Here is a 25,334-nt window from a genome sequence, read left to right as displayed (position 1 = left end):
AAACTTTTTGTATAGGGATGCATCATCATGGAATCTTCGATCAAAGTAGGTATCAGTTCGTGTGTTTTGGGTGAACGAGTGCGTTTTGACTCTGGTCATAAGGTGAGCAACTTTGTGACTAAAGAGCTTAGCCCGTATTTTGACTTTATTTCGGTATGCCCTGAAGTCGGCGTAGGTATGCCAGTACCCCGTCCAACCATTCGTCTTGTTTCTAATGAAGAGCGTGTTGCATTGGTTGAAACCAAAAATCCAGAAAATGATCATACCGACAATATGCTCACTTACTCGGCCAATAAAGTAGATGAACTTCAAAGCGAGCAGCTTTGTGGTTACATCGTTTGTGCCAAGTCACCAACTTGTGGCATGGAGCGAGTCAAGGTTTACAGCAAGAACAGTGCTGCGAAAGAAGGTGTTGGCTTGTATACACAAACATTGATGCAAAAAATGCCTTGGTTGCCTGTTGAAGAGGATGGCAGACTTAACGACCCTGTATTGAAAGAAAACTTTATTACTCGAGTATTTTGTCTAAATGACTTTTATGACTCGATGGATGGTGAGCCTACTCGTGGCAAAATCATAGACTTTCATTCGCGCTACAAACTGACGTTAATGGCACACCACCCAGAGTCATACCGATCCCTTGGCCGCTTAGTTGCCGATGTCGCTAATTATGAAATTGAAGACTTTTACCAAGAGTATCGTTTAGGACTGATGAAGGCGTTAACGAATCGGGCTAGCCGCAAAAATAACACAAATGTGTTGATGCATTTACAAGGGTACTTCAAACGCTCACTAACTAAAGAAGAAAAAGAAGAGTTAGCGACAGTGATTCACGACTACCGTATCGGAATGCTGCCTCTGCTAGCACCACTTACATTGATTAAGCATTACTTAAATACTTACCCAGACGAATATTTAGCAAAACAGAAGTTTTTAGAACCGTATCCGCAGGAGATGAGATTACGCTATGGTTTGTAGTTCAGAAGAAAAACTATACGCTATCCGAGATGTCGCAGAAATCACGGGTGTAAAACCAGTTACGCTGAGAGCTTGGCAACGAAGATACAACTTGATCCAGCCTCAGCGAACTGAAAAAGGACACAGACTTTATCGCCAGCAAGATCTCGATACGATTCGCGAAGTCCAGAGCTGGCTCGCGAAGGGGATTTCGATTGGTAAAGTGAAGGGGCTGCTAGGAAAAAGCGCCGATGTCGAAGTCAAAAACGAGGTTCGCACACTCGAAGAAGTTGAAAACATGCTGCTTGCGCTGTCTACCCTGAATCGAGGAAAAGCAGAGAGTTTACTTGCCTCTGTTCTTAAAGAGTATCCACTAAAACTCGTTATTGATCAGTTTATTAGCCCAGTATTTGATGCGCTAGACATGGTGAAAGGATCGCTGCGATCTTTACAGGTAGGGTTATTTCAGACTTGTTTGATCACTCGACTTGCCCTTGTTATCGATTCTGAAAACAAAGCCGCTTCCAAAGGAAAGTGTCTGCTCATTAGCTTTGAACAAAACAGAGAGTCTGAGAGTTGGATTCAAGCAGCGAAGCTTTGCGAACAAGGGTATCACACGACTTTGATCGATAAGGTTGATGATGTTTCTGGTCTACTAGATCACGAGGTCGTTGAAAATGGTTCGTTTATCTACCTTTTCTCCAACAAAGCGCTAGCTGCTAAACAAGTAGCGTCCATCAAAATGCTTCACGCACAGTTAGGTGATCGGATGGGGTGCTCTGAAGTGATAGAGAAATTACACCTAACTTAGTAGACAAAAGATAGGAGCTACCATGGTTTTAGTATGGTTTCGACGTGACTTACGTACGTTAGACCACACGGCACTCAAAGCGGCGTTGGATTCAGGTCAGCCTGTCGTCGCTTGCTTTATCGCGACGCCAGAGCAGTGGCGGGAGCATCACATGGCGCCGATGCAGGCAGACCTCATTGCTCGTCGCTTAGCTTGTCTTAACGAGGAGCTTGAAAGCCTTAATATTCCTTTTTTGTACAAAGAGGTGCCGTCGTTTTCCGATTGTACAGATGTGATTAGTGGGTGGGCGGAAACACTTGAAGCCACGTCTGTCATGGCAAACATTCACTATGAGGTGAACGAACGAGAGCTCGATACACAAGTAAGTGAAGCGTTAGCTTCTCACGATATCGAATTTGAACTGTTTCATGACAAATGTGTGCACGCGCCAACGACGGTTCTTAATAAGCAAGGCGAATATTTTAAGGTATTTACGCCATTCAAGCGTGCTTGGTTAACGCAGTTCCATATGCCGACGGTAGTAAAACCTCACGAGCAAGCGCCACTCAATAAAAAGGTACTCGAACAATTAGAGTCGGCTCGATTTAATTCAAGCTTCACATTTAGCTATCCTCGAGAATCCAGTGAAGACTGGCTGGCTTCGACTAATGATATTTTGAAGCAGCTTAGGGAATTTGCACGGGAGCGCAGTGACGCGTATCAAAGCGAGCGAGACTTTCCAGCTATTGATGGCACTAGCCAACTGTCTCCATACCTTGCGATTGGCGCGCTATCACCAAGGCAGTGTATTGCTCGTTTGTATGCTGAAAATCAACAAAATGACCTTACAGAAGGGAAAGCAACTTGGTTAAGTGAGATCATTTGGCGTGAGTTTTATCAGCACCTATTGGTTTTCGAACCAAAACTCGTCAAAGGCAAAGGATTTATCGATTGGGAGGATAAAATCCAGTGGTCCTATGATGAGAAAGCCTTTGAGCGATGGAAGACAGGAACAACAGGATACCCAGTCGTTGATGCAGCAATGCGTCAGCTCAATCAAACAGGTTGGATGCACAATCGATTACGTATGATTGTCGCGAGCTTTCTTACCAAGGACTTACATATTGATTGGCGATGGGGAGAAGCGTACTTCATGAGTAAGCTGGTGGACGGCGATTTTGCAGCGAACAATGGTGGCTGGCAATGGTCTGCTTCTACGGGCTGTGACGGGCAGCCATACTTTCGTATTTTCAACCCGATAAGCCAAGGCGAAAAGTTCGATGCTAATGGTGAATTTGTGCGCCACTGGGTACCAGAAATCAAAAGTGTACCGAACAAATACATCCATAAACCTTGGACTTGGGAGGGCTTTTCTTTACTGGAATATCACAAGCCGATGGTTGATCACAAGACAGAAAGAGAGATAACCTTACAGCTCTTTAAAAGTGCCAAGGAATAGAGTGAAATGCTTAGCAAAAAGCGATCAATGAGTTTCGCAAAACGTACCCTGCTATCTGTGTCGTTATCTTTAGTGAGTGGTCTATCATTCGCTAAGATGTACGAATTACCAGAGGATGGAAGCCGTTTAATTGGTCGCCTTGAAAACCACGTCGTGCAAGAAGGCGAAACCATGGCAAATATCGCTAAGCTCTACGATGTGGGTATGCTAGGTTTAATGGCCGCAAACAAAGGCGTGGATCCCTTCTTACCAGAAGAGGGGCATGTTCTTACTATTCCGACACAGCTAATCCTCCCAGACGTACCTTATAAAGGTATCGTTATTAATCTAGCCGAGCTGCGCTTATATTACTTTCCGAAAGGAGAGAATATTGTCCATGTATTTCCTGTCGGAATTGGCCGAATAGGGCGCGATACCCCAGTAATGACAACGCGTATCAGCCAAAAACGACCGAACCCTACATGGACTCCTCCAGCCTCTATTCGTGCCGAGTACAAAGCAAAGGGCATTGACCTACCAGCCGTTGTTCCTGCGGGGCCTGATAATCCACTTGGTATGTTTGCATTGCGTTTAGCTTACGGGAATGGCGAATACCTAATTCATGGTACCAACAAGGACTTTGGGATTGGTATGCGAGTCAGCGCGGGTTGTATTCGTATGGACCCAAGTGACATTGAGTGGTTATTTGACAAGGTTCGTAACGGTGAAGACGTTAACATCATTAACCAGCCTATCAAAATGACACTTGAGCCTGACAGAAGTGTGTTCTTAGAAGCACATGAGCCTTTGACTCGTAGTAATGGCGAGAAAGATGAACTGAAAGTGCCGAAAGAGTTAAAGTGGTGGCTGGATGAATTCGGTATGAAAAACGTGAAGGCTAAAGCAGCAATCGCTGCACAGAATGGGGTTCCTATCGAAATAACCGCGCCTTAACGGGCGTTAAGACGCGGTATTAAATCTTACTTAGTGTAAGACTGAGCGATGTTATCGATACGCTCGTTAGCACGCTCAGCTTCTTCTTGAGCAGCCATTGCTGCTGCGCCTGATTTTTGAACGTCAGATTGAAGAGCTTGTACGTCTTGGCTTAGTTGGCTAACTTGGTTGCTTAGTTCGTCTAATTTTGCTGCATTTGCTGTAGCTGCGTCATCAGAAGAAGCACAACCGGCTAGTAGAAGTACTGAAGTTGCTGCAGCTGCGATCAACGTTTTGTTCATATAAGAACTCCTTGCTTATAGTGAAAGTCTCGCCACTAACTATTATTTTATACAGTAGCGAGGTTAAATGTGGTTACATTTTATCAGTACATGATGTAGCAAAAGTCAAAAAAACCCAAGAATTTCATGGAGTACCTGACGTCAACTTTTACCTGAACTTAACAAAGTTTAACTACCTATCCTTTATTTCGTTCTCACAACAGTTTTCATAGCAGGTGTATTTGCCACGTTCCTGATATCAATAATTTAGACGATATTGACACAAATGAAAGTTTATTGGCCCAAATAACTGCTATTTACGTCGTTTTGTTGATGGATAGAAGGCATATTTGAACGGCTTTTCTCTAAACTTCCTGTCTAGCTGCTCATCAAAAAGGCTAGTCTTTACTCTGAACTGAGCCACAAATGATGTTTTACTGTTACCACAGGGAATTAGTTTGTGTGATCTCTATCTATACTCCTATGATTTGCGGTATTATACCGAGCTTTATTTTTTTGCTGCGTTAGAGCGGAAACGACACTACAGAGCGCTCAGACGCTGACTGATTTATTGGAGAATACTTTGCAATTTAAAGATCTAGGCCTAGACAACCGATTGTTGAAGAACCTAAAACACTACGATTTTAAAAAAGCGACTGACATTCAGCAACAGGCGATTCCTGTTGCGATTGCAGGCAAGGATCTATTGGCATCTTCGAAAACAGGTTCGGGCAAGACTTTGGCGTTTGTATTGCCAATGCTTCATAAGTCTTTAAAGACAAAATCGTTTTCTGCGAAAGACCCTCGCGCGGTAATCCTTGCTCCTACTCGTGAGCTAGCGAAACAAGTATATGGTGAGCTTCGTTCTATGCTAGCTAGCCTATCTTATGAAGCAGCACTGATTTTGGGTGGTGAGAACTTTAACGATCAGGTAAAAGCTCTGCGTCGTTACCCGAAATTTATCGTGGCGACACCAGGACGTTTGGCTGATCACTTAGATCATCGTTCGCTTTATCTGGATGGTTTGGAAACGCTGATTCTTGACGAAGCAGACCGTATGTTGGATTTGGGCTTTGCACCAGAGCTTCGTCGCATTCATAAAGCAGCCAAGCATCGTCGTCGTCAAACGTTGATGTTCTCTGCGACATTAGATCATGCAGACGTCAATGAAATCGCGGCTGAAATGCTCAATGCGCCAAAGCGAATTGCTATCGGCGTTTCTAACGAAGAACATAAAGATATCACGCAAAAATTTTACTTGTGTGATCACCTAGATCATAAAGAGGCAATTTTAGATCGTGTTCTTTCTGAGGCTGAATACCGTCAAGTTATTATCTTTACGGCAACGCGTGATGATACTGAGCGACTAACAGAAAAGCTGAACGAAAAGAAACTGAAGGCTGTAGCACTGAGTGGTAACTTGAACCAGACTCAACGTAACACCATTATGAGTCAGTTTGAGCGCGCAGTATTTAAGATCCTTGTAACGACTGATGTTGCTTCCCGCGGCTTGGATATTGCAACTGTGACACACGTCATCAACTTCGATATGCCAAAGCATACCGAAGAATACGTACACCGAGTTGGTCGTACTGGTCGTGCTGGAAATAAAGGGGATGCAATATCTCTTGTTGGTCCAAAAGACTGGGATAGCTTTAAACGTGTAGAATCATACCTACAACAAGATCTTGAGTTTTCAGTGTTCGAAGATTTGAAAGGTAAGTTTAAAGGCCTTAAGCCACCTAAACCAGATTTCCGCAATAAGAAAGCGACAGCAAAGAAAGCTCGCCCTCAAGCGAAAAAATCGGCGAAAAAACCAGCTAAGCGTGACAAGAGCTTCTACAAAAACGTATCTGTGGGTGATGATGTCTTCATCCCTAAGAAAAAACCAGCGGCACCGAGCTCTGAAGAGTAAAAGCTGCTGTAGTTTCCCATTGATTTTAGTTCTTAAAAATCCGAGTGTTCGCACTCGGATTTTTTATGTCTGTCGCTAGGTGAAATAGCGTCTTTCCATACTCACTCGTTTGCCAGCTTTTATATCTGTCTGGTTTTACATGAACAGCATAGAACGCTAATTTAGGAAGTTAATAAGTTTTATAACCCCGGTTAAGGCAAACGTTTTCTTAACGCTCTAGATAAAAATCTCACATGATTATGAAAATGATAATTGATCTCATTTTTATTTAAGGGCAGAATACTCGACATAATATTAATTCTGTAAATAGTTGTGCCATTTATATGAAATTTAATCATGTTTTTTTGGGGCTCATAATTACCTCTAGTTCTGGTTTTGCTGCTGATGATTTCAACTGGCTTCGAGATGATGCTCGTAAAGATGAGCGAGTTCTTACCTACCTAACAGAACAAAACCACAAAACTGAACAGCACCAAAAAAGTTATCAGACGTTGACAAAAAACCTACTCACGCAGTGGGATACCATGGTGGCAGACAAAGGTGATAAGCCATGGTCGATCATGAGTGGAAGAGAGTGGATGCTAACGCGTCGTGATGGTCGTTACTTACTATTATCCCGTGCGAGCCAACATGCACCAGAAAACGTGGTGTTCGATTTCGATGAACGACAATCTGCGCATCAGTACTACCAACTTGGTCAATGGCAAGTGAATGGTGACACGCTACTTTTCACGGAAGATATCGACGGTAGCGAACAATATCGCGCCGTGGTTGTTGATTTACTCTCCGGTCAATCTACGGAACTGGCGACGCACGTCGATAGTGGCGTATTGTTGTCACCTAACGGGAAAGTGGCATTCCTCGTTGCAAAAGAAAAGCGCACTCAGCGACCTCATCAGATCTTACGTATCTCTACTGAATCTTTGGCAAAAACAGTCCTATGGAATGAACCCAAGTCAGATTGGTTACTTTCTTTCTATCGTGCGGCAGATAGCCGTTACGCTGTGCTGCAAAGCAACAACGAGTCAACAACAGAGCAGAAGCTTGTCGACCTAGAAACGGGCACTGTCTCAGAGTCATTGCGAAAGCCTGAAGAGGGTGTGGAATATTACGCGGATGTGGCGAAAGGTTACATTTATCTGAAAAGCAACCTGGAAGGAAAGTTCGCCCTTTACCAAGCCGAACTCGCACCGCTTGGCGCAACATGGCAACGCTTCATCAATCCTCGTGAGCCGCTTGAACAGTTCTACCTTTATGATGCAGGAGTTGTGGCACTTAGTAAGCCAAACAATGTGTCGACATTGACGGTGTATTCTTACCAAGGGCAGGAAAAAGTGATACTGCCATTGGAACACGATGGTAATGTCGCTTGGTTAAGCACATTGGGCGATTTTGAATCAAACAAAATTCGTATCCGAAGCATGTCGATGACTACGCCTCCTCAGTGGGAAGAGTTCGATGTAAAAACGCTGAATAAATCCTTGTACTCTCAAGATGCTTACCAAGACTTTGATAGTCAGCGTTATGTATCCCAACGTATTTTTATTAAGCACGACGGCGTTTCTGTCCCGGTCTCTTTGGCGTATCGCAAAGACAAATTGCACCCACAATCTCCTGTGATGATTTACGGTTACGGCGCGTATGGTTTTACGATGAAACCGTACTTTATGCCTCAGGTTATCAGTTTACTCGACCAAGGTGTGATTTACGCTATCGCCCATGTCCGTGGCGGTGGGTACTTTGGCGATGAATGGCACGAGCAAGGCCGTGGTGTGCGAAAAGCCAATTCTATTGGTGATTTTGTCGCGGCCGCGAAGGCGCTGCAAACATTCGAACGTGGCAATAGAGAGGTTTTCGCCATCGGTTCTAGTGCTGGTGGCACGTTGGTGGCCGGAGCGGTTAATCAAGATCCTAAATTGTTTTCAGGTGTCGTACTTAAAGTGCCTTTTGTTGATGTGGTTGCAAGTATGTCGGATACCTCACTTCCGCTTACCACACAGCAGTATGGCGAATGGGGTAACCCAACCAAACCTGAACAATTGGCGTTAATGAAGGCGTACGATCCGATTCTCAATATCCATAAAGACGCTTACCCACCCATGTTTGTTCAAGTCGGTTTAATCGATCAGCGCGTGCCATATTGGGAAGGCGCTAAGTATCTCGCTAAAGTTTCAGCGTTAAGTGAGCGCAACGGGCCGTACTTGTTGCAAACTGATTTTAATTCGGGCCACCAAATGGACCCACGACAAGCGCAAGAACAACAAGCAAAAGAATACGCATTTCTACTATCACTCATTAAAACATCTAAAGCGGAGCAGTAAATGAAGCTTACCCCAGTGTCAGCGGCAGTACTTTCGGTACTTGCTGCCAGTCAAGTGCACGCCGAATCTAAGGTTTTCTCAATGGAAGAGGTGGTGGTAACCGCCAATAAAATCGATCAGCCATTGTCAAAAGTGGCAGGTAGTGTCGCGGTTATCACAAACGAGCAAATCGAAGAACGAGGCGAAACCGAGCTTTATGACGTGCTGCGTAACGAACCTGGTGTAAGCGTGACGGGCGATGCAGGACGTCCGCAAAACATTACCATCCGTGGTATGACAGGTAACCGTATCGTAATTGTTCGCGATGGTATTCGCTCTGCGGATGGTTTTGGTGCAAATGATATTAATGATGCTGTAGGACGAGATACTTTTGATTTATCCAACCTTGAGTCCTTAGAAATCATTAAGGGTGCGAGTTCTTCTGTACATGGTTCGGGCGCAATTGGTGGAGCGGTAATTCTTAAATCTAAAAAGCCTGGTTACTACCTAAAAGACAAGAACTTTTATACTGATGTATCGGGTACTTACACAAACATTAGCAACAAGTATAAAGGTACGAGCAACCTAGCGTTTCGTGCGGGTGATACCGAGAGCTTGCTGACCGGATCCTACTGGCAGGGCGAGGAAACCCGTAACTTCAATGAAGACCTTTATAATCGGGAAATTGATGGTTATAGCGCGGCGTATACCATTAACCACTTCTACAGTAATGAACTAATGCTGAAAGCGAATGCTAATTTATTTGCCCAGAACCAAGAACGGCTTGAGGGTGCTCCTTCGGTACAGCCAGATGGTCTTTGGAAGATCGAAGACTTTTATGAGGATGAAACGAGCGAGACCTATAGCGCTTACTTTGGTGCAGAAATTACGCCGAACGAGCCTACGTGGTTTGAAGAGTTAGATACACAAGTGTATTGGCGTTATACCGAAGTCGTCGAAGATACAAACCGATTAATGTATCAAACCGACCAAAATGGTGTTCTCGTTAGGCGTCGTGATATTGACCACAAAACTTATACCGACCAAACATTAGGTTATAGAGCTGATTTTCTACACACGATGTATACCGGTAATGCTGAGCATAAACTGGCTTATGGTCTCGATTTTTCGACAGATTACTATGAACGAGTATCTGATGAGACGATAGTTGATTGGAATGGCGTGAAACCTGAAGATAAAGAACCTTTCGCTCCGGCACGTGCATATCGTTTAGGCTTGTATTTTCGAGATATGGTGGAACTGGGTAAGTGGACAATTACTGGAGGTATTCGCTTTGATGCTCACAGTCTAACGCCTGACAGCCAGAATGAGATCCAAGGTTTTGCTGTAAAAAACATGGATAGTTCTGAAATTTCACCTAGCTTGTCGATTTCTCGAGAAGTGTTCGCAAACAACATTATTTATATTTCATATGATCATGGTTACAGAGCTCCTGAATATGATAAGGCATACGGTTATGTGAATCATGATTTCGTCCCTCTTACTCCATTTTATATTGCCCCTAATTTAGATCTGGAAGCTGAAACTTCAGATTCGTTTGAAATTGGTAATAAATTTGACAACGGTCGAGCTCACCTATTTGTTGCTGCTTTTTACAACAAGTTTGAAAACTTTATTGATGTCAAAAATGTTGGGAAACATGTGACAGAAGACGGCGTAGCAACGGATATTGATATCAAGCAATACCAAAATCTCAAAGGTGTTGAGACTTATGGATTTGAGTTGTCGGCTGGCTATGCAGTTACTGAAAAGTGGGATGTATCTACAAAAGTGGGTTACGTAGACGGCCAAGATGCAGAGGATGAGTACATTCGCACTATTACACCTTGGGAAGGTAGTGCAGAGGTTCGTTATACCAATCAAGACTTTAACGCTTATGCATTGCTAAGTTGGGCGAACGCTATGGATCGAGTTCCAACTTGCCAAAGCGACATTGGGTTGGCTGTTGATTGTGCGCAGACTAGCTCTTGGAGCACCGTTGATCTTGGTGCGACATACCATGTCACAAAAGATCTTCGCCTAAGTGCGACGGTCGTCAACCTCTTCGACAAAGAGTACATCCGATATCAAGACGTAGCGGGTATCGCTGAGGAAAATAAACACTACTCAACGGAGCCTGGGCGCTACTTCACGCTAAATGCAAAATACGAATTCTAGGACGAAATCATGAAGCTAAAACCATTGGCGTTTTCGCTGCTTATTGCTTGTACCCCTGCGGTGCAGTCTGCAGAGTGGGATTATCCCGCAACGGACTCTGTAGTAACGAATGAAGCGCAAGCGAAAACTTATCTAGACAGCCACTACTCAGAAGCGGGCGAGTTTAAGTTCCGTTACAAAACCCAGTCTCAGCTTGGTGAGCATTACAATTTTGATGTTTGGGTAAACGGTGAATATCAAGCACAGCGTGCCCTAGTAGTAACAACCGATAAAAATCATCACGTTGTGCGAGTGTTTAAGAGCGTTGAAGATACGATAATTCGCAACGGTAAACCAACGGTAGCAATGGAATTGGAATCGCCTCGCCAACTGCAAGCACAAGAGCCACCTGCTTTGAGCTCTGGAAGTCTGGTTGATGTTGAGGTTTCTTTATTCAACCCAGATCTTCGCACCATGCAACAGCAAGCGGCACCAGAATCGACGTGGTCAGCACTGTCTGATTACCCTCAGCCGATCGAGTACGTAACCAAGTCGATTGAGGTTTTAAAGTCGGGCGGTAAGTTCTATCTCTCTAACCCAAGATTAAAGCAAGTGGATGCGACGGGTTTATTTGCAGCCCCAGCCCCTGGTGAAGCACCTGTACTTGATACGTTGGATTTTCTCAGCGCAGAAGGGGTTCAAGCATTTGACAGTGTTGATGAGATGCAAAGCACCGAGTTTGGTGACAATGCGTTTCCACAGTTGATGGCTTTTTATCATCTTGATAGCTCGATCCAATATCTGACAAGCCTGACTTACGACTTGTTTGACGAGCCGCTTCGTTTTGACGCTCGCGGTTTATCAAAAGATAACTCTACTTACTATTACGGTCCGAAAGCACTCATGCTGGGTGTCGGTGGTGTTTCTCCGGATGCAGTCGATGCTGATGTAGTGATACACGAGCTTGGGCATGGCATTCATTACCAAATCGTACCGGATTGGGCGTACGGTCACACTGGTGCTATCGCAGAGGGTTTTGCTGATTACTGGGCGGGCAGCGCGAGCTACCGCACTCAATATTTGGATGCTTCGCGTCGTGGTCAAGAATTCGAGTTAGATACGGTGTTCAACTGGGATGGTGTGTTCGGAACACGCAAAACAACTCGTAGCTTATGGAACCAAAGAGCGCGTTACTTCGAGGGCTCAGAGTATCCAGCGCACGTTAGTGTAGGTGGTGAACTAGGCGACGAGCTATGGTCAACGCCACTGTTCCAAGCACTTAAAGCATCGGTTGAACGATACGGTGATGATACCGATAACGTGTTCCGTGAGTTTGACGCCATTGTTCTTGAAGGCATGTATGGCATTGGTCGTGGCATGAAAATGCATGATCTGGCGGAATCGACCGTGTTTGCCGCAAACACCTTGTTCCCAAATAAAGATTACGCCCAATTCCTGACGGACAGCTTCAACAAACACAACTTACTTAAAGCGCCTCTTCGCGTTCGCTATGACGCTCGATACATCGCACAAGGTGAAGACGTTGGTGTGAGCCTGAGCCAAACTGGCCGCGAAGCGAGCATCAAAGGGCAATGGCAGCTAAATAACACATCCGTTTTCGACTTTGATGAAACGCTTTCTGACTCGACCTCAATGAAGGTGGCGTTACCAAGCGGTCTGACATGTGGCACGCAATTCGATTCCTCTATTTCATTGGATTATCAATTTGCTGAAGGCCTAAAGACTCATCAGTGGAGTGAAAAGGTGATGCTGGTTAATGGTACGCCAGAGCTTGATATCCAGCCTCAATCAGTGAATTCCGCTTTGCCAGAGCAGGGCGACAGACTGTTCTCTCAGACGCTATCGGACAAGTCACTCACGATTGATGATTCGTTTGCGGTTTACCTGAACATCGAACATGACTCACTGCAGGATCTGCAAGTGACGCTAGTGTCTCCACAAGGCAAATCGGTCGTGCTACTTAGCCATCAATCAAGCAATACCAATGGATTTAAAGGTTACTTCACAGCTCAGTATGACGATGAGTTACAAGCGCTTGTCGGTCAACCGAGTTGGGGTGCTTGGCGTCTCGAAGTGTCTGACCGTGTGTCAGGTAACTCTGGGGTGTTGAAAGAGTGGGGTGTGAGTCACTTTGCTCAGTATCAGTGTAGTGCTGATACCACTAAAGAAAGCAGTGGTGGTGGTTCAGGTGGCAGTGGCTCGCCTTGGACCTTGTTAGGACTTTTCCTGCTTTCAATGGTGAGAGTGATTCGCTCTCGTTAATTAAAATCAAAAGAAGATAAAATCTATGAAGTTTCAATATTCTTTCGTTGCTATGTCACTAGCCCTAGCTGGCTGTGGCGGTGGTTCTGGTGGTGACACGTCGGCACCGACCTATGATGTAGCTGGCACCATCGTTTCTGCAGGTACACTTCTTGATACGCCAGTGTGCATCGATTTAAACCAAAACTACGTTTGTGATACGACTGAACCGAGTGCTAAAACGGATAATGTCGGTAAATTTAGCCTGACTTCAAGCGACAAAAACGTACTAACCAGTACCATTCTTGCTCAAGTTGATCAAGGTTCGAACCAAACGTTGCGTCTTGCGGCTCCGGGGCAAAATTTAGCAACGGGTAACACGGTCAATGGTGTAACAACGTTGCTCGCAGGTCTTGTGGTTGACGGTAAAACCGTTGCTCAAGCTGAAGAGATTGTGAAAGCGCAACTCACCGATGCCGGCGTTTCTCTGTCTGGTACGGTGATGTCTAACGCAGAAGCCAGCGAGCTAGATAAGCTAGAGCAAAACACGGTTGCACTATTAGCTGCGATGCAGCCACAACAAATGACCAAAGGCGTAGCGCTGCTTGCTCAAAGCCTTAGCTTCCAAGGTAAATCGTTGGCCTCTGATCTTCTGTCTGAAGCGGAAGTGAGTTCATTTGCTGAAGAAATTGCAGCGGTTGCTGAACAAACGGTTGGCAGCAACGATACGGGTGCCGTTCTTCATTTTGCTGATGGCGCAGCAGACGTTGCTGAGGTTCAAGCTGCTTACCCTGGTCAAGATGCGGAATACGGCTTCGACAAAGAGGACAAGCAAACGTCGACAGGTGCAGGCTTTAAGTTCGTTAAGCTAGATTCACAAGGTGCTGCTTTAGCTGCAGATGCGACTGAGTGGGCTTGTACTATGGACGAGCGTACTGGTCTTGTTTGGGAAAACAAGAGTGCGGATGCGAGCTCGGTTCAATTTAAAGATCGTACATTCGTGTATGAGTCAGCAACATTCAAACCGTATTACGAAGATCTTGAAGTCGTTGGTTGTGTGGATGCTGCTGATGGCATCTGTTCAACAAGCCAATATGTTGAACATATAAACAAGCAATCACTATGTGGCATTACTGATTGGCGCCTACCAACATACCAAGAGTTCTACGATGTTCTCGACTTAGGCGAGACAGAGAAAGATGCCGACGGCAATGTCTATGGCATGACGACGGCTTACTTCCCTCAGCAGGGTAAGGGCAGCCCAGATGTTGAATCAGGTGCTATTTGGCTAAGTGATTTCACATTTAACAATTACTCTAGTTTTAACTACGAAGGTGCGCTTCAGTTTGCAGTAGTTGCTGCGAAAGGCGCTGACCGTGGTTACGTCAGCTTTGTAGAAATTTATTCTGATAAAGTGGAGCGTGACACTGGCACGTCATTCCAATTCCCAATCCGTCTAGTAGCAGTAAAGGGCCAATAAGATGAAGAAATTAATAACTGTACTATCTCTTGCTTTGGCTTCTCAAACTGCAATGGCTGCACAAGAGTGTTCTACTGACTTTGCTAAAACGGCACCTAACACGCGTTATACATATTCTGATAACGGTACCGTAACTGACTTAAAAACAGGTCTTACATGGATGCGTTGCCCTGTTGGCTCAACGTGGAATGCGGCAAATGAAGCCTGTGATGGCGCTGCGACTAAGATGTCATGGCAGTTAGCGCTATCAACCGCTGAGCAAATCCGCAATGAATCAGGTAACCATGCTTTACATGACTTCGCTGGCAAAAAGAATTGGCGCTTACCAAACATTAAGGAATTGGTCGCGTTGACGGAACGTGCTTGTCACAGCCCTGCGATGAACGGCACTGCATTCGCAAGTGGCTACACGCTAGAGGTGGGTGATTATGCAGGTTACATCTGGAGTAACACTCCGAACGGTGATGGTTCAAACGTCATGGTGTTTGATTCAGTGAATGGTGAGGTTTACAACTGGAGCCCACTAGAGCCAACGTACACTTTCTCTGTTCTGCTGGTCACCGACGAAGAATAATCACACCGTTGGATTTTCTCTAATCCAGATATTAAAAAGCTCCGCCAGTGCGGAGCTTTTTTCTTTTCTAACCTTTGAAACTTATCGTGTTGAGTAGAACCTTTAAACTTGGAACTGCTTAAGCTGATGCTTTTGGTTTTCTGCTAAGCCAGACAGCTCTTGCGCCGCCGCGGCTGATTGAGTGATACCAGTGACGTTCTGACTCACCAATTCATAGATGGTGCTCAGATTGTTGATGTCCGACGTTACTTGCTTTTGTTCTTCAGAAGCGGTTGCAACTTGGGTGTTGATCGCATTCAAATCTGAAATCGCACTGTTGATGTCGCTCAGTGAACGGCTTACTTCTGCAGCAAGCGCTTGGTTGTCTTCTAACATGGCTAAGCTTGAATGCATGCTTTCATTTGCATGGCCAGATTGTTGCTGTAGCTCTTCTATAATGGTTTGGATCTCTTTGGTGGACTCCTGAGTTCGCGCTGCCAGCATACGTACTTCATCGGCGACTACCGCAAAGCCTCTGCCACTTTCGCCCGCCCGTGCAGCTTCAATCGCTGCATTCAGTGCAAGTAGATTCGTTTGCTCAGAAATACCTTCAATCACTTCGATCACGCGACCAATGTGTTCTGATTGATCTTTTAGCGAAGTCACGACGGCAGCGGCTTCGTTAAGTTGTTCCGCCATCTTTTCACTTGCGCGAGTACTTTCCCCAAACATGCTTATACTTTGTGAGGTTAACGTACGTGCTTGATTTGATGCACTATCGGCTTCTTGTGCATTGGTCGATACTTCAGCTGCGGTCGACTCTAGCTGATTGATCGCCGAGGCTACTTGCTCAACTTCTTGCTTTTCTTGATCCGAGTTGACGCTGCTTTGAGTCATAACAGTTGCTAACTCGGTTGATGCTGATGCCACATCTTCACTAATGCGAACCAATGCGCTTACAGTTTCACGCAGTTTTTCTATGGTCTGGTTTACATCTCGAGCCAGCTGAGACACTTCGTTTTTCCCGATGGCTTCGGCCTTAACTAGTAGGTTTCCCTTCGCGACTTCCTGCATCGTTACTTGAAGGTTACGAATCGGCGCAACGATGTAGCTGGCGAGTACCCAACTAATAAGTGAAGCGGCACTCAAGATCACCGCAAGCGAGACGGCGCTGTAAGTGAGCGTGGTTGAATGTTGTTCGCCATTCGTTTCGACTTCATCGGTGACGATTTGATTCAATTGTTTAGATAGTTTGTCGATGGCGTTGATCATCGCTTCGCCAGCTAATCGATACTCAGCCATTGCAGATTCGTACTTTTGATTGAAATCAGAGGTGGTGTAATCAGAAGAGTGTTTAGTGGTGAGCAGAGGTGTCATGGTAACGCGAGTGAAATCAACATAGTGATTCATGGCCTTACGCATAGCATTGACTTCATTTTGAACGCCAGGGAGATTGTCTATGGAGTTAAGAAAATCGCGGTTTTTGTTTTGTCGCTCAGAAAGCTCTTGGTTGAGAGACTGAACATCTTCGGCTCTAAATAGACTATAAATGGCTTTGATGCGCATGGCGTAAGTGTTGTCTACGATGCCGCTAAGTTCCTCTTTGTGAATGATTAGCTTATGGGTGGAAGCCGAAACCTTATTGAATGCTTGATCGAGTTTACCGATTCCGACACTCAGTCCAATGATGAGTAATATAACTGTGAATAGAACAGGCAGAAAAACCTGAAGTTTAATAGAAAGCGTACTAAGAAATTGACGCATGAGATTGACCCTCTATCGGTTTGATTATTATCTTTTTTATAAATAAGCATTTCGATTTTAATTGTTATATTTGCCAAATCAATGAGTTACTCATATCTAATTGTTATGAAATGTACCAAAATCGATGGGGTTATCATCTTGAACATGAGGCAACGTTATAAAAACGTTACGTTCAAATTGAGAGAGGGATAAGTCGCGGAATTAATAGTTAGAAATGACAACGTGTCATAGAGGGTTCAACTAAGTGAAACACAACTGTCATATTCAAATTCTAAAGTGAGCACCGTTCAAGTGAAACACAACGGCAATAAAGCCACTTAAGGAAATTGTGATGAAAAAGACAGTAATCGGTGCAATCGCACTTCTAGGCGCAATGGCAGTGACTCCTGTTTCTGCTAAAGAAACTATCTCTGCAGTGGGTTCTAGCAGCGTAACTCCACTGATGGAAGTTTTCTCTGAAACGTACATGAAGAAGAACCCTAACGTATTTATCGAAGTTCAAGGTCCTGGTTCTTCAGCTGGTGTAAAAGCAGCGAAAAATGGTTCAGCAGACCTTGGTATGTCTTCTCGTAATCTAAAAGACTCTGAAAAAGAATCAACACTAATCGAAGAAGTGGTTGCTCGTGATGGTATCGCAGTGGTTGTTAACCCACAAAACAAACTGCCAGGTCTAACAGCCGAGCAAGTGACTGCAATCTACAAAGGCGAAGTATCAAACTGGAAAGAAGTCGGTGGTGCAGACAAGCCAATCGTAGCCATTACTCGTGACACGGCTTCTGGTACTCGTGGCGCATTTGAAGACATCATGTCTCTAAAAATGAAGATTTCTGGTAAGAAAGTATCAGCTATCTCTCAACGTGCTCAAGTTGCAAACGGTAACGGCGCACTGAAAACAATGGTTGCATCTAACCCATACGCAATCGGCTACATTTCTCTTGGTACTGTAGACAACACTGTTAATGCGCTAGCAATCGACGGCGTTGATGCAACGGTAGCTAACGTTAAAAACGGTTCTTACAAAGTAGCGCGTCCATTCCTTGTTCTTTACAAAGAAGGCAAGCCATCAACAGAAACGCAAAAATTCCTAGACTGGATGCTAACTGACGAAGCGCAAGCGCTAGTTGACCAAAAAGGTTACATCTCAGTTAACTAATCCCATCGGGACTCTAAAGTTTGCTCAGCCCAACGTTTAGGGCTGAGCCTTTTCTATCCATTGTGTTCAACGGCATTGCCCAGAACCGTGAGATTTTTAAATGACCATCGCAACAAATAGTGAAAAGCTTATGAATACTGACGCTAGAGCTATCAGCAAGTCAGGCCTACGCGAGAAGCGTCGTGTAGACTGGAAAGAGCGCATCTTCCACGGCTTGTTCCTAACGAGTGCCGTAATCGGCATTGTTTCATTGGCCGTTATTGCATACTTCATCGTTCGAGAGAGTATTCCGGCATTCCAAGAAGCAGGCGTATCGGGCATTGTCTTAGGACAAAACTGGTTACCACCTGCGCTTTACGGTGTCGCCACCATGATTGTGGCATCTATCGTATCGACGGCTGGTGCTGTCATTGTTGGGGTTCCAATTGGTGTTCTGACCGCCATTTTTATCGCTGAAATCGCACCAAAGCGATTAGCAGACATCATCCGTCCTGCGGTTGAGCTGCTAGCCGGTATTCCTTCAGTGGTCTACGGTTTCTTCGGTCTGGTTATTATCGTTCCATTGATTCAGAAGGTATTTGATGTACCTGCAGGTAACACTATCTTGGCCGGTATTATTGTTCTTGGTGTGATGATTCTACCAACAGTAATTACGGTATCTGAAACGTCTATCCGCGCTGTCCCTCGTACTTATAAAGAAGGTTCTTTGGCACTGGGCGCATCGAAAATCTACACCATCTTTAAATTGCTCGTTCCAGCGGCTCGCTCAGGCATCATGACAGGTGTGATTCTGGGTATCGGTCGTGCGTTGGGTGAGACCATGGCGATTATCATGGTTATGGGTAACGCGCCGGCAATGCCAGAAGGCATCCTTGATTCGGCTCGTACACTAACTGCAAACATCGCTATTGAAATGTCTTACGCAAGTGGTGTTCACGCGAACGCACTTTACGCTACAGGTGTAGTACTTCTGGTCTTCATCATGTCGTTGAACGCTGTACTACTGTACCTAAACCGAGAAAAAGCGAAGTAATCGCTCGTTAAAGGTGACTATTATGGATCGCGCAAAACTGAAAAAAGCACGCCAGTTCAAAGATAATGTCTTTAACGCATTTGTCTGGATCTCGGCAGCACTAACGGTAGGTTTTTTGTTCTGGATTATCTGGTACATCCTATCAAACGGTCTACAACACGTAGATTGGAACTTCATTACTGATAACTATACGCGCACAGGTGAAGAGCACGGTATCTTCCCAATGATTGTGGCGACCATTTACATGGTTATCGCTTCTATCGCAGTGGCAGCGCCACTCGGTATCATGACGGCAATCTACTTGACCGAATACGCGAAAGTGGGCAGTCGTTTGGTGAAAATCATCCGATTCTGTACCGAGTCATTGGCGGGTATCCCGTCGATCATTTTCGGCCTGTTTGGTATGACTTTCTTCGTGGCGATTCTTGGCCTTGGCTTCTCGATTCTGTCGGGTGCATTGACGCTAAGTATCCTAATCCTGCCAGTTATCATCCGTACAACGGAAGAAGCGTTGATGGCAGTACCACAAACGTACCGTGAAGGCTCTTATGGCCTCGGTGCTTCTAAGATTTACACTATCTGGCGTTTGATTCTTCCGAGCGCAATGCCAGGTATCTTAACCTCGGTCATTCTAAGTATTGGTCGTGTCATTGGTGAGTCTGCTCCAGTATTCCTGACAGCAGGTATGGTTGCACGTATTCCTGATTCTTTATTGGATTCAGGTCGTACGCTAACCGTTCACCTATACAAACTGACTACCGAACTGTTTACCGTTGAAGAATGGAATCAGGCTTACGGTACGGCAACAGTGCTTATCGTAGTTGTTCTCTTGATCAACATGGTAACGAAACTGATTGCTAGACGTTTTAACACCGCAACTTACTAACAACACTAATTAAGAACGCACGTTAAAAGACACGAATTCAAGAATTAAGAGATTAAGACAATGAACAAATTTGATATTGAAAACCTAGACCTATTCTACGGTGACAACCAAGCACTGAAATCGATCAACTTACCAATTCCAGTTCGCCAAGTGACGGCACTTATCGGCCCGTCAGGTTGCGGAAAATCAACGCTTCTACGCTGTTTGAACCGAATGAATGACCTAATCGAAGGCGTGAAAATTACAGGTAAATTGGCGATGGACGGCGAAGATATTTACGGCAACATTGATGTTGCTGACCTTCGCATCAAAGTCGGCATGGTATTCCAAAAGCCAAACCCATTCCCGATGAGCATTTACGAGAACGTGGCTTACGGCTTACGTGCTCAAGGTATCAAAGACAAAAAGACAATTGATGAAGTGGTAGAGCGTTCGCTGCGCGGTGCTGCACTTTGGGATGAGGTGAAAGATCGCCTTAAATCACACGCATTCGGTCTTTCTGGTGGTCAGCAGCAACGTTTATGTATTGCACGTACAATCGCGATGGAGCCTGATGTGATTCTGATGGATGAGCCAACGTCGGCACTTGACCCAATTGCGACACACAAAATCGAAGAGTTGATGGAAGAGCTAAAGAAGAACTACACCATCGTTATCGTGACTCACTCAATGCAACAGGCGCGTCGTATCTCTGACCGCACTGCGTTTTTTCTAATGGGTGAACTGGTTGAGCACAACGATACGCAAGTGATCTTTAGCAACCCTCAAGACGACCGTACTCAAGGCTACGTAAATGGTGATTTCGGTTAATCCACCGTATTTACAAGCATCACTAAATAACTATAAGCGATGGTAACTTTGCCCCTCTTGATGAGGGGCCTTTTTCTTTTTAAGTCGTGGGCTTATAACGCCTACCAACACAAAAAATCTTGTAAATAAGCATAACTTTCCTCCCCAGTTTATAAAGTATGTAACTTATGTGAAACATGGCTTTAAAAGTGCTGAAGAGCTCTCGAATGTAACACTAAATCTGATAATTTTGCGAATGACTTAACAGCTCAAATTTGAACGTATTGATTGCATATCATGGCCTAAGTAGTTTTTTATCGAGGATAAAAAAGTAGATTAGGTTGGTAGGGTGAGTTTAAGAAGTTTTACAAGAAAAGTGTCTTCAACGAGGGACCATCGGTTGCTAGCGGAGGCAATCTTTGATCATTTAGAGAGTCTGTTCTCCCCTCAAGCCCTCGCTATTTTTGAAGATCCTTCAATTAACCCTCGTCATTCGATGAGCTTCTCTCGCGGAGAGCTTTACCCAACCCAAAACTATCCTGAGACATTCTGGGAGTGGGCAAGTCAGTTTGATACCTCTGAAAGCATCATACCTCTGGCGATCAACACTTGTAACTGGAATCACACCCGAGATTTAGGCGGTGATAGTTACATCATGATGCTCGACAACACGCCTATCAAACGTACCTACCTACTGATTCAATCTGTACATGCTCGCACAGCACATAATATCTATGAAGAAAGTTACGACGCAATGCAGCTCGCAGCGGCGCGTTGGCAATGTATTCGTGCCGAAAAAAATGCCTCGAAAGAGATCAGGCACAGAGATATTCGTGAAGCGCAATATGTTGATGAGATTAGCCAACGCGAGCGCTTTATCGAAAATATGAAGTTAGTTCAGCAAGTTGCACTCGAAATCTCTAATCCTGATTCTTTAAAGGACTTGTACTACAAAGCCGTCGAAGCGTTACGTGAACGACTTGGGTTTGATCGCTCTACACTGATGCTTCTCGATATGAAAAAGCGCAGCTTCAGTGGTACATACGGCACGGATGAGTCAGGAATTACGATTGATGAATTTCACACACAATACGATTTACATCAACTTAGCGAGGAGTATATCACCGCGTTATCTAGCCTTGAGAGCAACTTAGTGATTGTAGAAGACGCGCCAATATACACAGCAGGCAAGGTCATCGGGCAGGGCTGGAATGCGATGTTGATTTTACGCGATGGCAATGAACCGTTTGGGTGGTTCGCGCTAGATAACTTTATTCATCGTAAGCCGATAACGGCATATCAAAAACAGATGTTGGACTCGTTTGGTTCACTCTTCTCTCAAATTTACATTCGTAAGCGCCAAGAACAAAACGTACGCATGTTGCATTCAAGCATGGTTGAGTTATCACGTTGCACTACTGTCAGTGGAGTATGCAAATCGGCCGTCACTTTCGCCATTAAAAATCTTGGTATTGATCGAATGGCGGTGTTTTTAACTGATGAAAATTGCTCTTACATGCAAGGAACGTGGGGTACCGATATTCAAGGTAATGTGGTGGATGAATCTTACTTCTTTGGCGAAACCCAAGATTTCTCTCTTATAAATCTGGCTCGCTCAATGCCAAACGAAGTCGCATTTGAAGAATCAGTGCCTATTTATCATGACTGTAATATTGTTGGCTTTGGTTGGGCTGCGATGACGGTATTGACTTCAAATAGCAGTGGTCCTATCGCCTTTATCGCTGTTGATAATTTGCTGACACGTGCGCCCTTAACTTCTCAGTTACGTGAAGTGATTCGTATGTTCGCGTCCAGCTTAGCTGAAGTATTGCAACGTACTCAAGCTCAAGAGGCGATTCGCGAACTAAACGAAAACTTAGAGCTGGAGGTTCAGAACCGAACAAAAGAGTTGGAGGAAGCCAATCGACAGCTTGAGGTACTTTCTAAGCTCGATCCTTTGACGCGTCTTGGTAATCGCCGCATGTTAGAACATGTGATGCAAAAATATTGTGCCCTAGAGTGTGAAGACGACATGTCGTTTGGCCTGATCCTGATTGATATTGACCATTTTGGCTTATTCAATAATCACTATGGTCATCTCGAAGGCGATATCGCATTGATGCGAATTGGCTATATCTTGGATCATCATACCAAAGGTGAAGATGAAGTTTTTTGCCGTATCGGAGGTGAGGAGTTTGCATTGCTCATGATTGGTTCTGAGCAAGAGGAGGTTCGACTGAGAGCAGAGTGCATTCGTCAGTGCATCGAGGGCGAGGGGATAAAGCATCGACATAACCCAGAAGGGGAGTTACTTACCGTTTCAGTCGGTTACTCCTGTTATAAAGCGAAAGGCAAAGACTTTAATTTCGACCATTTATATCAGTTGTCGGATAAGGCACTCTATCAAGCGAAGAATCATGGGCGAAATTGTGTAAGACGATACGAATACGAGCCCCAAGTGTTTGTTGAGTGAGTGATGTTCATAAGAGCAACTTGATAGGGAAGGGGGCGGCGGTTGGTGCTCTAGATAAAACCGCTAAAGCAAATTTGGCCGGATAAGAGAATTGGCAGCTCATGAGAGCTGCCATTGTTATCTAGTTATTTATAGCTTTTCGAGCTGGTGGTCGGTTTTTGTTACGTTTGCTTTGCCAAGGTTTTGAATTTTCGCTAGCAGCGAATCAGGGCTCCAAGGTTGTTGGTTAGCACTAAAATACGCTTGATTCATGGCATTAAGCTCTTGCTTAATTGCTTGTACGTCGCCAGGGTTTAGCCTGTCTTGATGAGTGGTTAAATACTCATTTACAGAGCGTTCAATTTTCGCAGCATCGCCCTCTTCGATGACTTTTTTTAGCGCGTCGATGCAAAGTGGTTGTTCAGTATTTGAAACCGTTCCACTCGCTGTTATTGACCGCTTTTTCCATGCCCAAATAGCGATTCCCAATGTCATTATCCAAAGCCCTAGGAAAACAAAGGTTAATGTTCGCCAGAGACTGTTTACATCGCCGCTTGATTCAGGACTAGGGGCTGACACTAAAGGCGCTGAAAGAGGCGATTCCGGCAACGTGATTAGCCCAGTGTCATTTTTCTCTACGTCTAATGTTAGCTCTGGTAACGTTGTTTTCTTCGCTTCATCATTTTGACTGTCCCACCAGTTCAAGTCGTATCCTGGTAAGGTATATTTCCCGGCCTCTGTAGGAATAATGACTTGCTTCACCGTCATGGTAACGGTGCCATCTCTCGCGCTATCGAACTTAGGTTGTTCGGGATACACGCGCAGTGAACTCGGGTAACTAATATTGACTCGTGGCAGATATTCGGCTTGTGTACCGCGAGCCTTAACTTGAATGGTTCGAGTGAGTGAAGAACCTTGCTTTACTGTGTTGATCGCGTTAATCGACAGTAGATTACCTTGATCGTCTTGCCAGCTCTGTGTCATTTCTAACGCTGAAGCAGGAAGCCATTCACCTTTAAATTCGCTCGGAATCGGTTTGACCGTTATTGGCATGCGTTCCGCTTTGGTATTGATAGGCATTATTTTGGTTGAGCCCGTCAAGCTGTCGCCATAAATATAAGAACCGGTCAGTTTAGGACCTATCAAGGTATAAGTGCTTGGTTGATTGGCCGTTAAGCGAAACGACTGCTCTATGACCGCCACTTCTAACCCATTTAAGATCTTCTGTCTTTGCTGTAAGCCACCCAGTGCCTCAAGCTTCATGCCTTCAATTTGCGGAGGTACTATTTGTGGGTTATCTAGGCGTCGAGTGTCCGCTTTGATTAGAAGCTGTATACGTAATGTTGCAGATTGCTGAGGGTAGAGCGTACTGTTGTCGACCGTAATATTGAAGCTAAATAGATCATCAAGATTGGGGTCTGTTTGGCTCGCGTTGACACGTAGTTTTATCGGCTCCGTTTTCATACCATCAGCGGAAAAACTTGGAATAGTCAGAACACCTTCTTTCATTGGTGCAATTGAGATACTCCACTCGGTACGCACTGATTTTCTTCCGTTAATGTTATTGCTAGAGCGGCCATAACGAGGTTGACCCAAGAAGAAGTCTTTCTCTAGAACATTGAAGTCGATTGAGTCTGAGCTGAGCTCAGTATCTGAAATGATTCTGAGGTTAATCACTTCATTCTTGGCTACTTGTGTTTTATTCACACTAGCTTGAAGTGTCTGTGCCATCACCGAGAAACTGGATATTAGGCTGGCCACAAAAATAAAGACCAGTTTTACGCCTTTGTTCATCACAGGCTTACCACTCCTTTTGAGATTGTTGTGGAGGTTGTTTTTGTTGCGCTTGAAGTTGCATTTGCGCACGGATCAAAAAGCTTGGGTCGCGAGCACTTTCTACTGCTTCTAGTCGACGGAACTCAGGATCATCCTGATGCATTTTTTCGGGATGCGCTTTAGCCTGTATTGGTTCACCTTGATCCTTCACTTGCTTGTCATCTCGTTGCGGTTGATGTTGTTCCGTTTCTTGTTTTTCTTCTTTATTTTCAGAATCTTGCTGATTTTGTGACTGTTGTCCTTGCGCTTCTTTCCCTTCGTTTTGAGACTTTTGTTGCTGTTGCTGTTGCTGTTGCTGTTGCTGTTGCTGTTGCTGTTGCTGTTGCTGTTGCTGTTGCTGTTGCTGTTGCTGTTG

18 protein-coding genes and 1 pseudogene are annotated in these 25,334 nt (G+C 44.8%); 15 read left to right on the top strand and 4 right to left on the bottom strand.

Translation table 11 applies throughout. The features are described 5' to 3' along the window. The first annotated feature begins 27 nt into the window (after positions 1-27). Genes R7Q39_RS00840 through R7Q39_RS00825 form a run of 4 tightly spaced genes read left to right on the top strand, consistent with a single transcriptional unit; the run spans position 28 to position 4,139 of the window. On the top strand, positions 28-978 hold the full coding sequence (locus tag R7Q39_RS00840) for a YbgA family protein (protein WP_017635475.1): 951 nt from the start codon (positions 28-30) through the stop codon (positions 976-978). Then, on the top strand, positions 968-1,768 hold the full coding sequence (locus R7Q39_RS00835; protein ID WP_033906723.1) for a MerR family transcriptional regulator: 801 nt from the start codon (positions 968-970) through the stop codon (positions 1,766-1,768). Before R7Q39_RS00840 ends, R7Q39_RS00835 begins: the two co-directional genes overlap by 11 nt. A gap of 22 nt (positions 1,769-1,790) precedes the next feature. Further along, positions 1,791-3,206 carry a deoxyribodipyrimidine photo-lyase gene (gene phrB, locus R7Q39_RS00830; RefSeq protein ID WP_258460657.1) on the top strand — a complete coding sequence of 472 codons (1,416 nt, stop codon included), beginning with the start codon at positions 1,791-1,793 and terminating at the stop codon, positions 3,204-3,206. A 6-nt stretch (positions 3,207-3,212) separates the two neighbouring features. Continuing rightward, on the top strand, positions 3,213-4,139 hold the full coding sequence (locus tag R7Q39_RS00825; RefSeq protein WP_005375144.1) for a L,D-transpeptidase family protein: 927 nt from the start codon (positions 3,213-3,215) through the stop codon (positions 4,137-4,139). Positions 4,140-4,165: 26 nt separating this feature from the next. Here R7Q39_RS00825 and R7Q39_RS00820 read toward each other — a convergent pair whose 3' ends face one another. Next, entirely contained in the window at positions 4,166-4,420 is a 255-nt protein-coding gene (locus R7Q39_RS00820) for an Lpp/OprI family alanine-zipper lipoprotein (RefSeq protein ID WP_005375145.1), read from the bottom strand. Between the two features lie 550 nt (positions 4,421-4,970). Between R7Q39_RS00820 and R7Q39_RS00815 the strand changes: the two genes are divergently transcribed. From R7Q39_RS00815 to R7Q39_RS00790, 6 genes are all read left to right on the top strand, one after another. After that, positions 4,971-6,314: a DEAD/DEAH box helicase gene (locus tag R7Q39_RS00815; protein WP_318071402.1), complete on the top strand. Its 1,344-nt coding sequence runs from the start codon at positions 4,971-4,973 to the stop codon at positions 6,312-6,314. Positions 6,315-6,637: 323 nt separating this feature from the next. Continuing rightward, positions 6,638-8,635, top strand: coding sequence for a prolyl oligopeptidase family serine peptidase (locus R7Q39_RS00810; protein ID WP_318075659.1), 1,998 nt, complete (start codon positions 6,638-6,640; stop codon positions 8,633-8,635). Continuing rightward, on the top strand, positions 8,636-10,792 hold the full coding sequence (locus R7Q39_RS00805) for a TonB-dependent hemoglobin/transferrin/lactoferrin family receptor (RefSeq protein WP_149191627.1): 2,157 nt from the start codon (positions 8,636-8,638) through the stop codon (positions 10,790-10,792). Between the two features lie 9 nt (positions 10,793-10,801). Then, complete coding sequence (locus R7Q39_RS00800; protein WP_318075658.1) at positions 10,802-13,054, top strand: proprotein convertase P-domain-containing protein; 2,253 nt, start codon at positions 10,802-10,804, stop codon at positions 13,052-13,054. Positions 13,055-13,079: 25 nt separating this feature from the next. Further along, positions 13,080-14,513: a DUF1566 domain-containing protein gene (locus tag R7Q39_RS00795; RefSeq protein WP_149191625.1), complete on the top strand. Its 1,434-nt coding sequence runs from the start codon at positions 13,080-13,082 to the stop codon at positions 14,511-14,513. Position 14,514: 1 nt separating this feature from the next. Then, positions 14,515-15,087, top strand: a complete 573-nt coding sequence (locus tag R7Q39_RS00790; protein WP_138939420.1) for a DUF1566 domain-containing protein — start codon at positions 14,515-14,517, stop codon at positions 15,085-15,087. Between the two features lie 102 nt (positions 15,088-15,189). Here R7Q39_RS00790 and R7Q39_RS00785 read toward each other — a convergent pair whose 3' ends face one another. Further along, positions 15,190-16,830 carry a methyl-accepting chemotaxis protein gene (locus tag R7Q39_RS00785; RefSeq protein ID WP_318075657.1) on the bottom strand — a complete coding sequence of 547 codons (1,641 nt, stop codon included), beginning with the start codon at positions 16,828-16,830 and terminating at the stop codon, positions 15,190-15,192. A gap of 331 nt (positions 16,831-17,161) precedes the next feature. On the opposite strand from R7Q39_RS00785, the gene R7Q39_RS00780 reads away from it, so the two are divergent. The 5 genes from R7Q39_RS00780 to R7Q39_RS00760 all read left to right on the top strand — a co-directional run bounded on the left by R7Q39_RS00780 (position 17,162) and on the right by R7Q39_RS00760 (position 23,164). Then, the gene (locus R7Q39_RS00780; protein WP_005375153.1) at positions 17,162-17,983 is read left to right on the top strand and encodes a phosphate ABC transporter substrate-binding protein; all 822 of its coding nucleotides are present in this window, start codon (positions 17,162-17,164) and stop codon (positions 17,981-17,983) included. A gap of 100 nt (positions 17,984-18,083) precedes the next feature. After that, complete coding sequence (gene pstC / locus R7Q39_RS00775; protein ID WP_005375154.1) at positions 18,084-19,016, top strand: phosphate ABC transporter permease subunit PstC; 933 nt, start codon at positions 18,084-18,086, stop codon at positions 19,014-19,016. A gap of 22 nt (positions 19,017-19,038) precedes the next feature. Continuing rightward, positions 19,039-19,902, top strand: coding sequence for a phosphate ABC transporter permease PstA (pstA, locus tag R7Q39_RS00770; RefSeq protein ID WP_005383923.1), 864 nt, complete (start codon positions 19,039-19,041; stop codon positions 19,900-19,902). Between the two features lie 60 nt (positions 19,903-19,962). After that, positions 19,963-20,712: a phosphate ABC transporter ATP-binding protein PstB gene (gene pstB, locus R7Q39_RS00765; protein WP_005375156.1), complete on the top strand. Its 750-nt coding sequence runs from the start codon at positions 19,963-19,965 to the stop codon at positions 20,710-20,712. A 328-nt stretch (positions 20,713-21,040) separates the two neighbouring features. Further along, complete coding sequence (locus tag R7Q39_RS00760) at positions 21,041-23,164, top strand: GGDEF domain-containing protein (RefSeq protein WP_025768552.1); 2,124 nt, start codon at positions 21,041-21,043, stop codon at positions 23,162-23,164. A gap of 129 nt (positions 23,165-23,293) precedes the next feature. Here R7Q39_RS00760 and R7Q39_RS00755 read toward each other — a convergent pair whose 3' ends face one another. Together R7Q39_RS00755 and R7Q39_RS00750 are read right to left on the bottom strand one after the other, a co-directional pair. Then, entirely contained in the window at positions 23,294-24,940 is a 1,647-nt protein-coding gene (locus tag R7Q39_RS00755; RefSeq protein WP_318075656.1) for a BatD family protein, read from the bottom strand. A gap of 4 nt (positions 24,941-24,944) precedes the next feature. Continuing rightward, positions 24,945-25,334: pseudogene (locus tag R7Q39_RS00750) on the bottom strand (hypothetical protein); the annotation flags it as partial.

The sequence above is a fragment of the Vibrio sp. 947 genome (assembly GCF_033339115.1).
In the GTDB taxonomy this organism is placed as follows: Bacteria; Pseudomonadota; Gammaproteobacteria; order Enterobacterales; family Vibrionaceae; genus Vibrio; species Vibrio alginolyticus.
The sequence above is the reverse complement of the archived record's forward strand: the minus strand, read 5'-3'. Positions and strand labels throughout refer to the sequence as shown.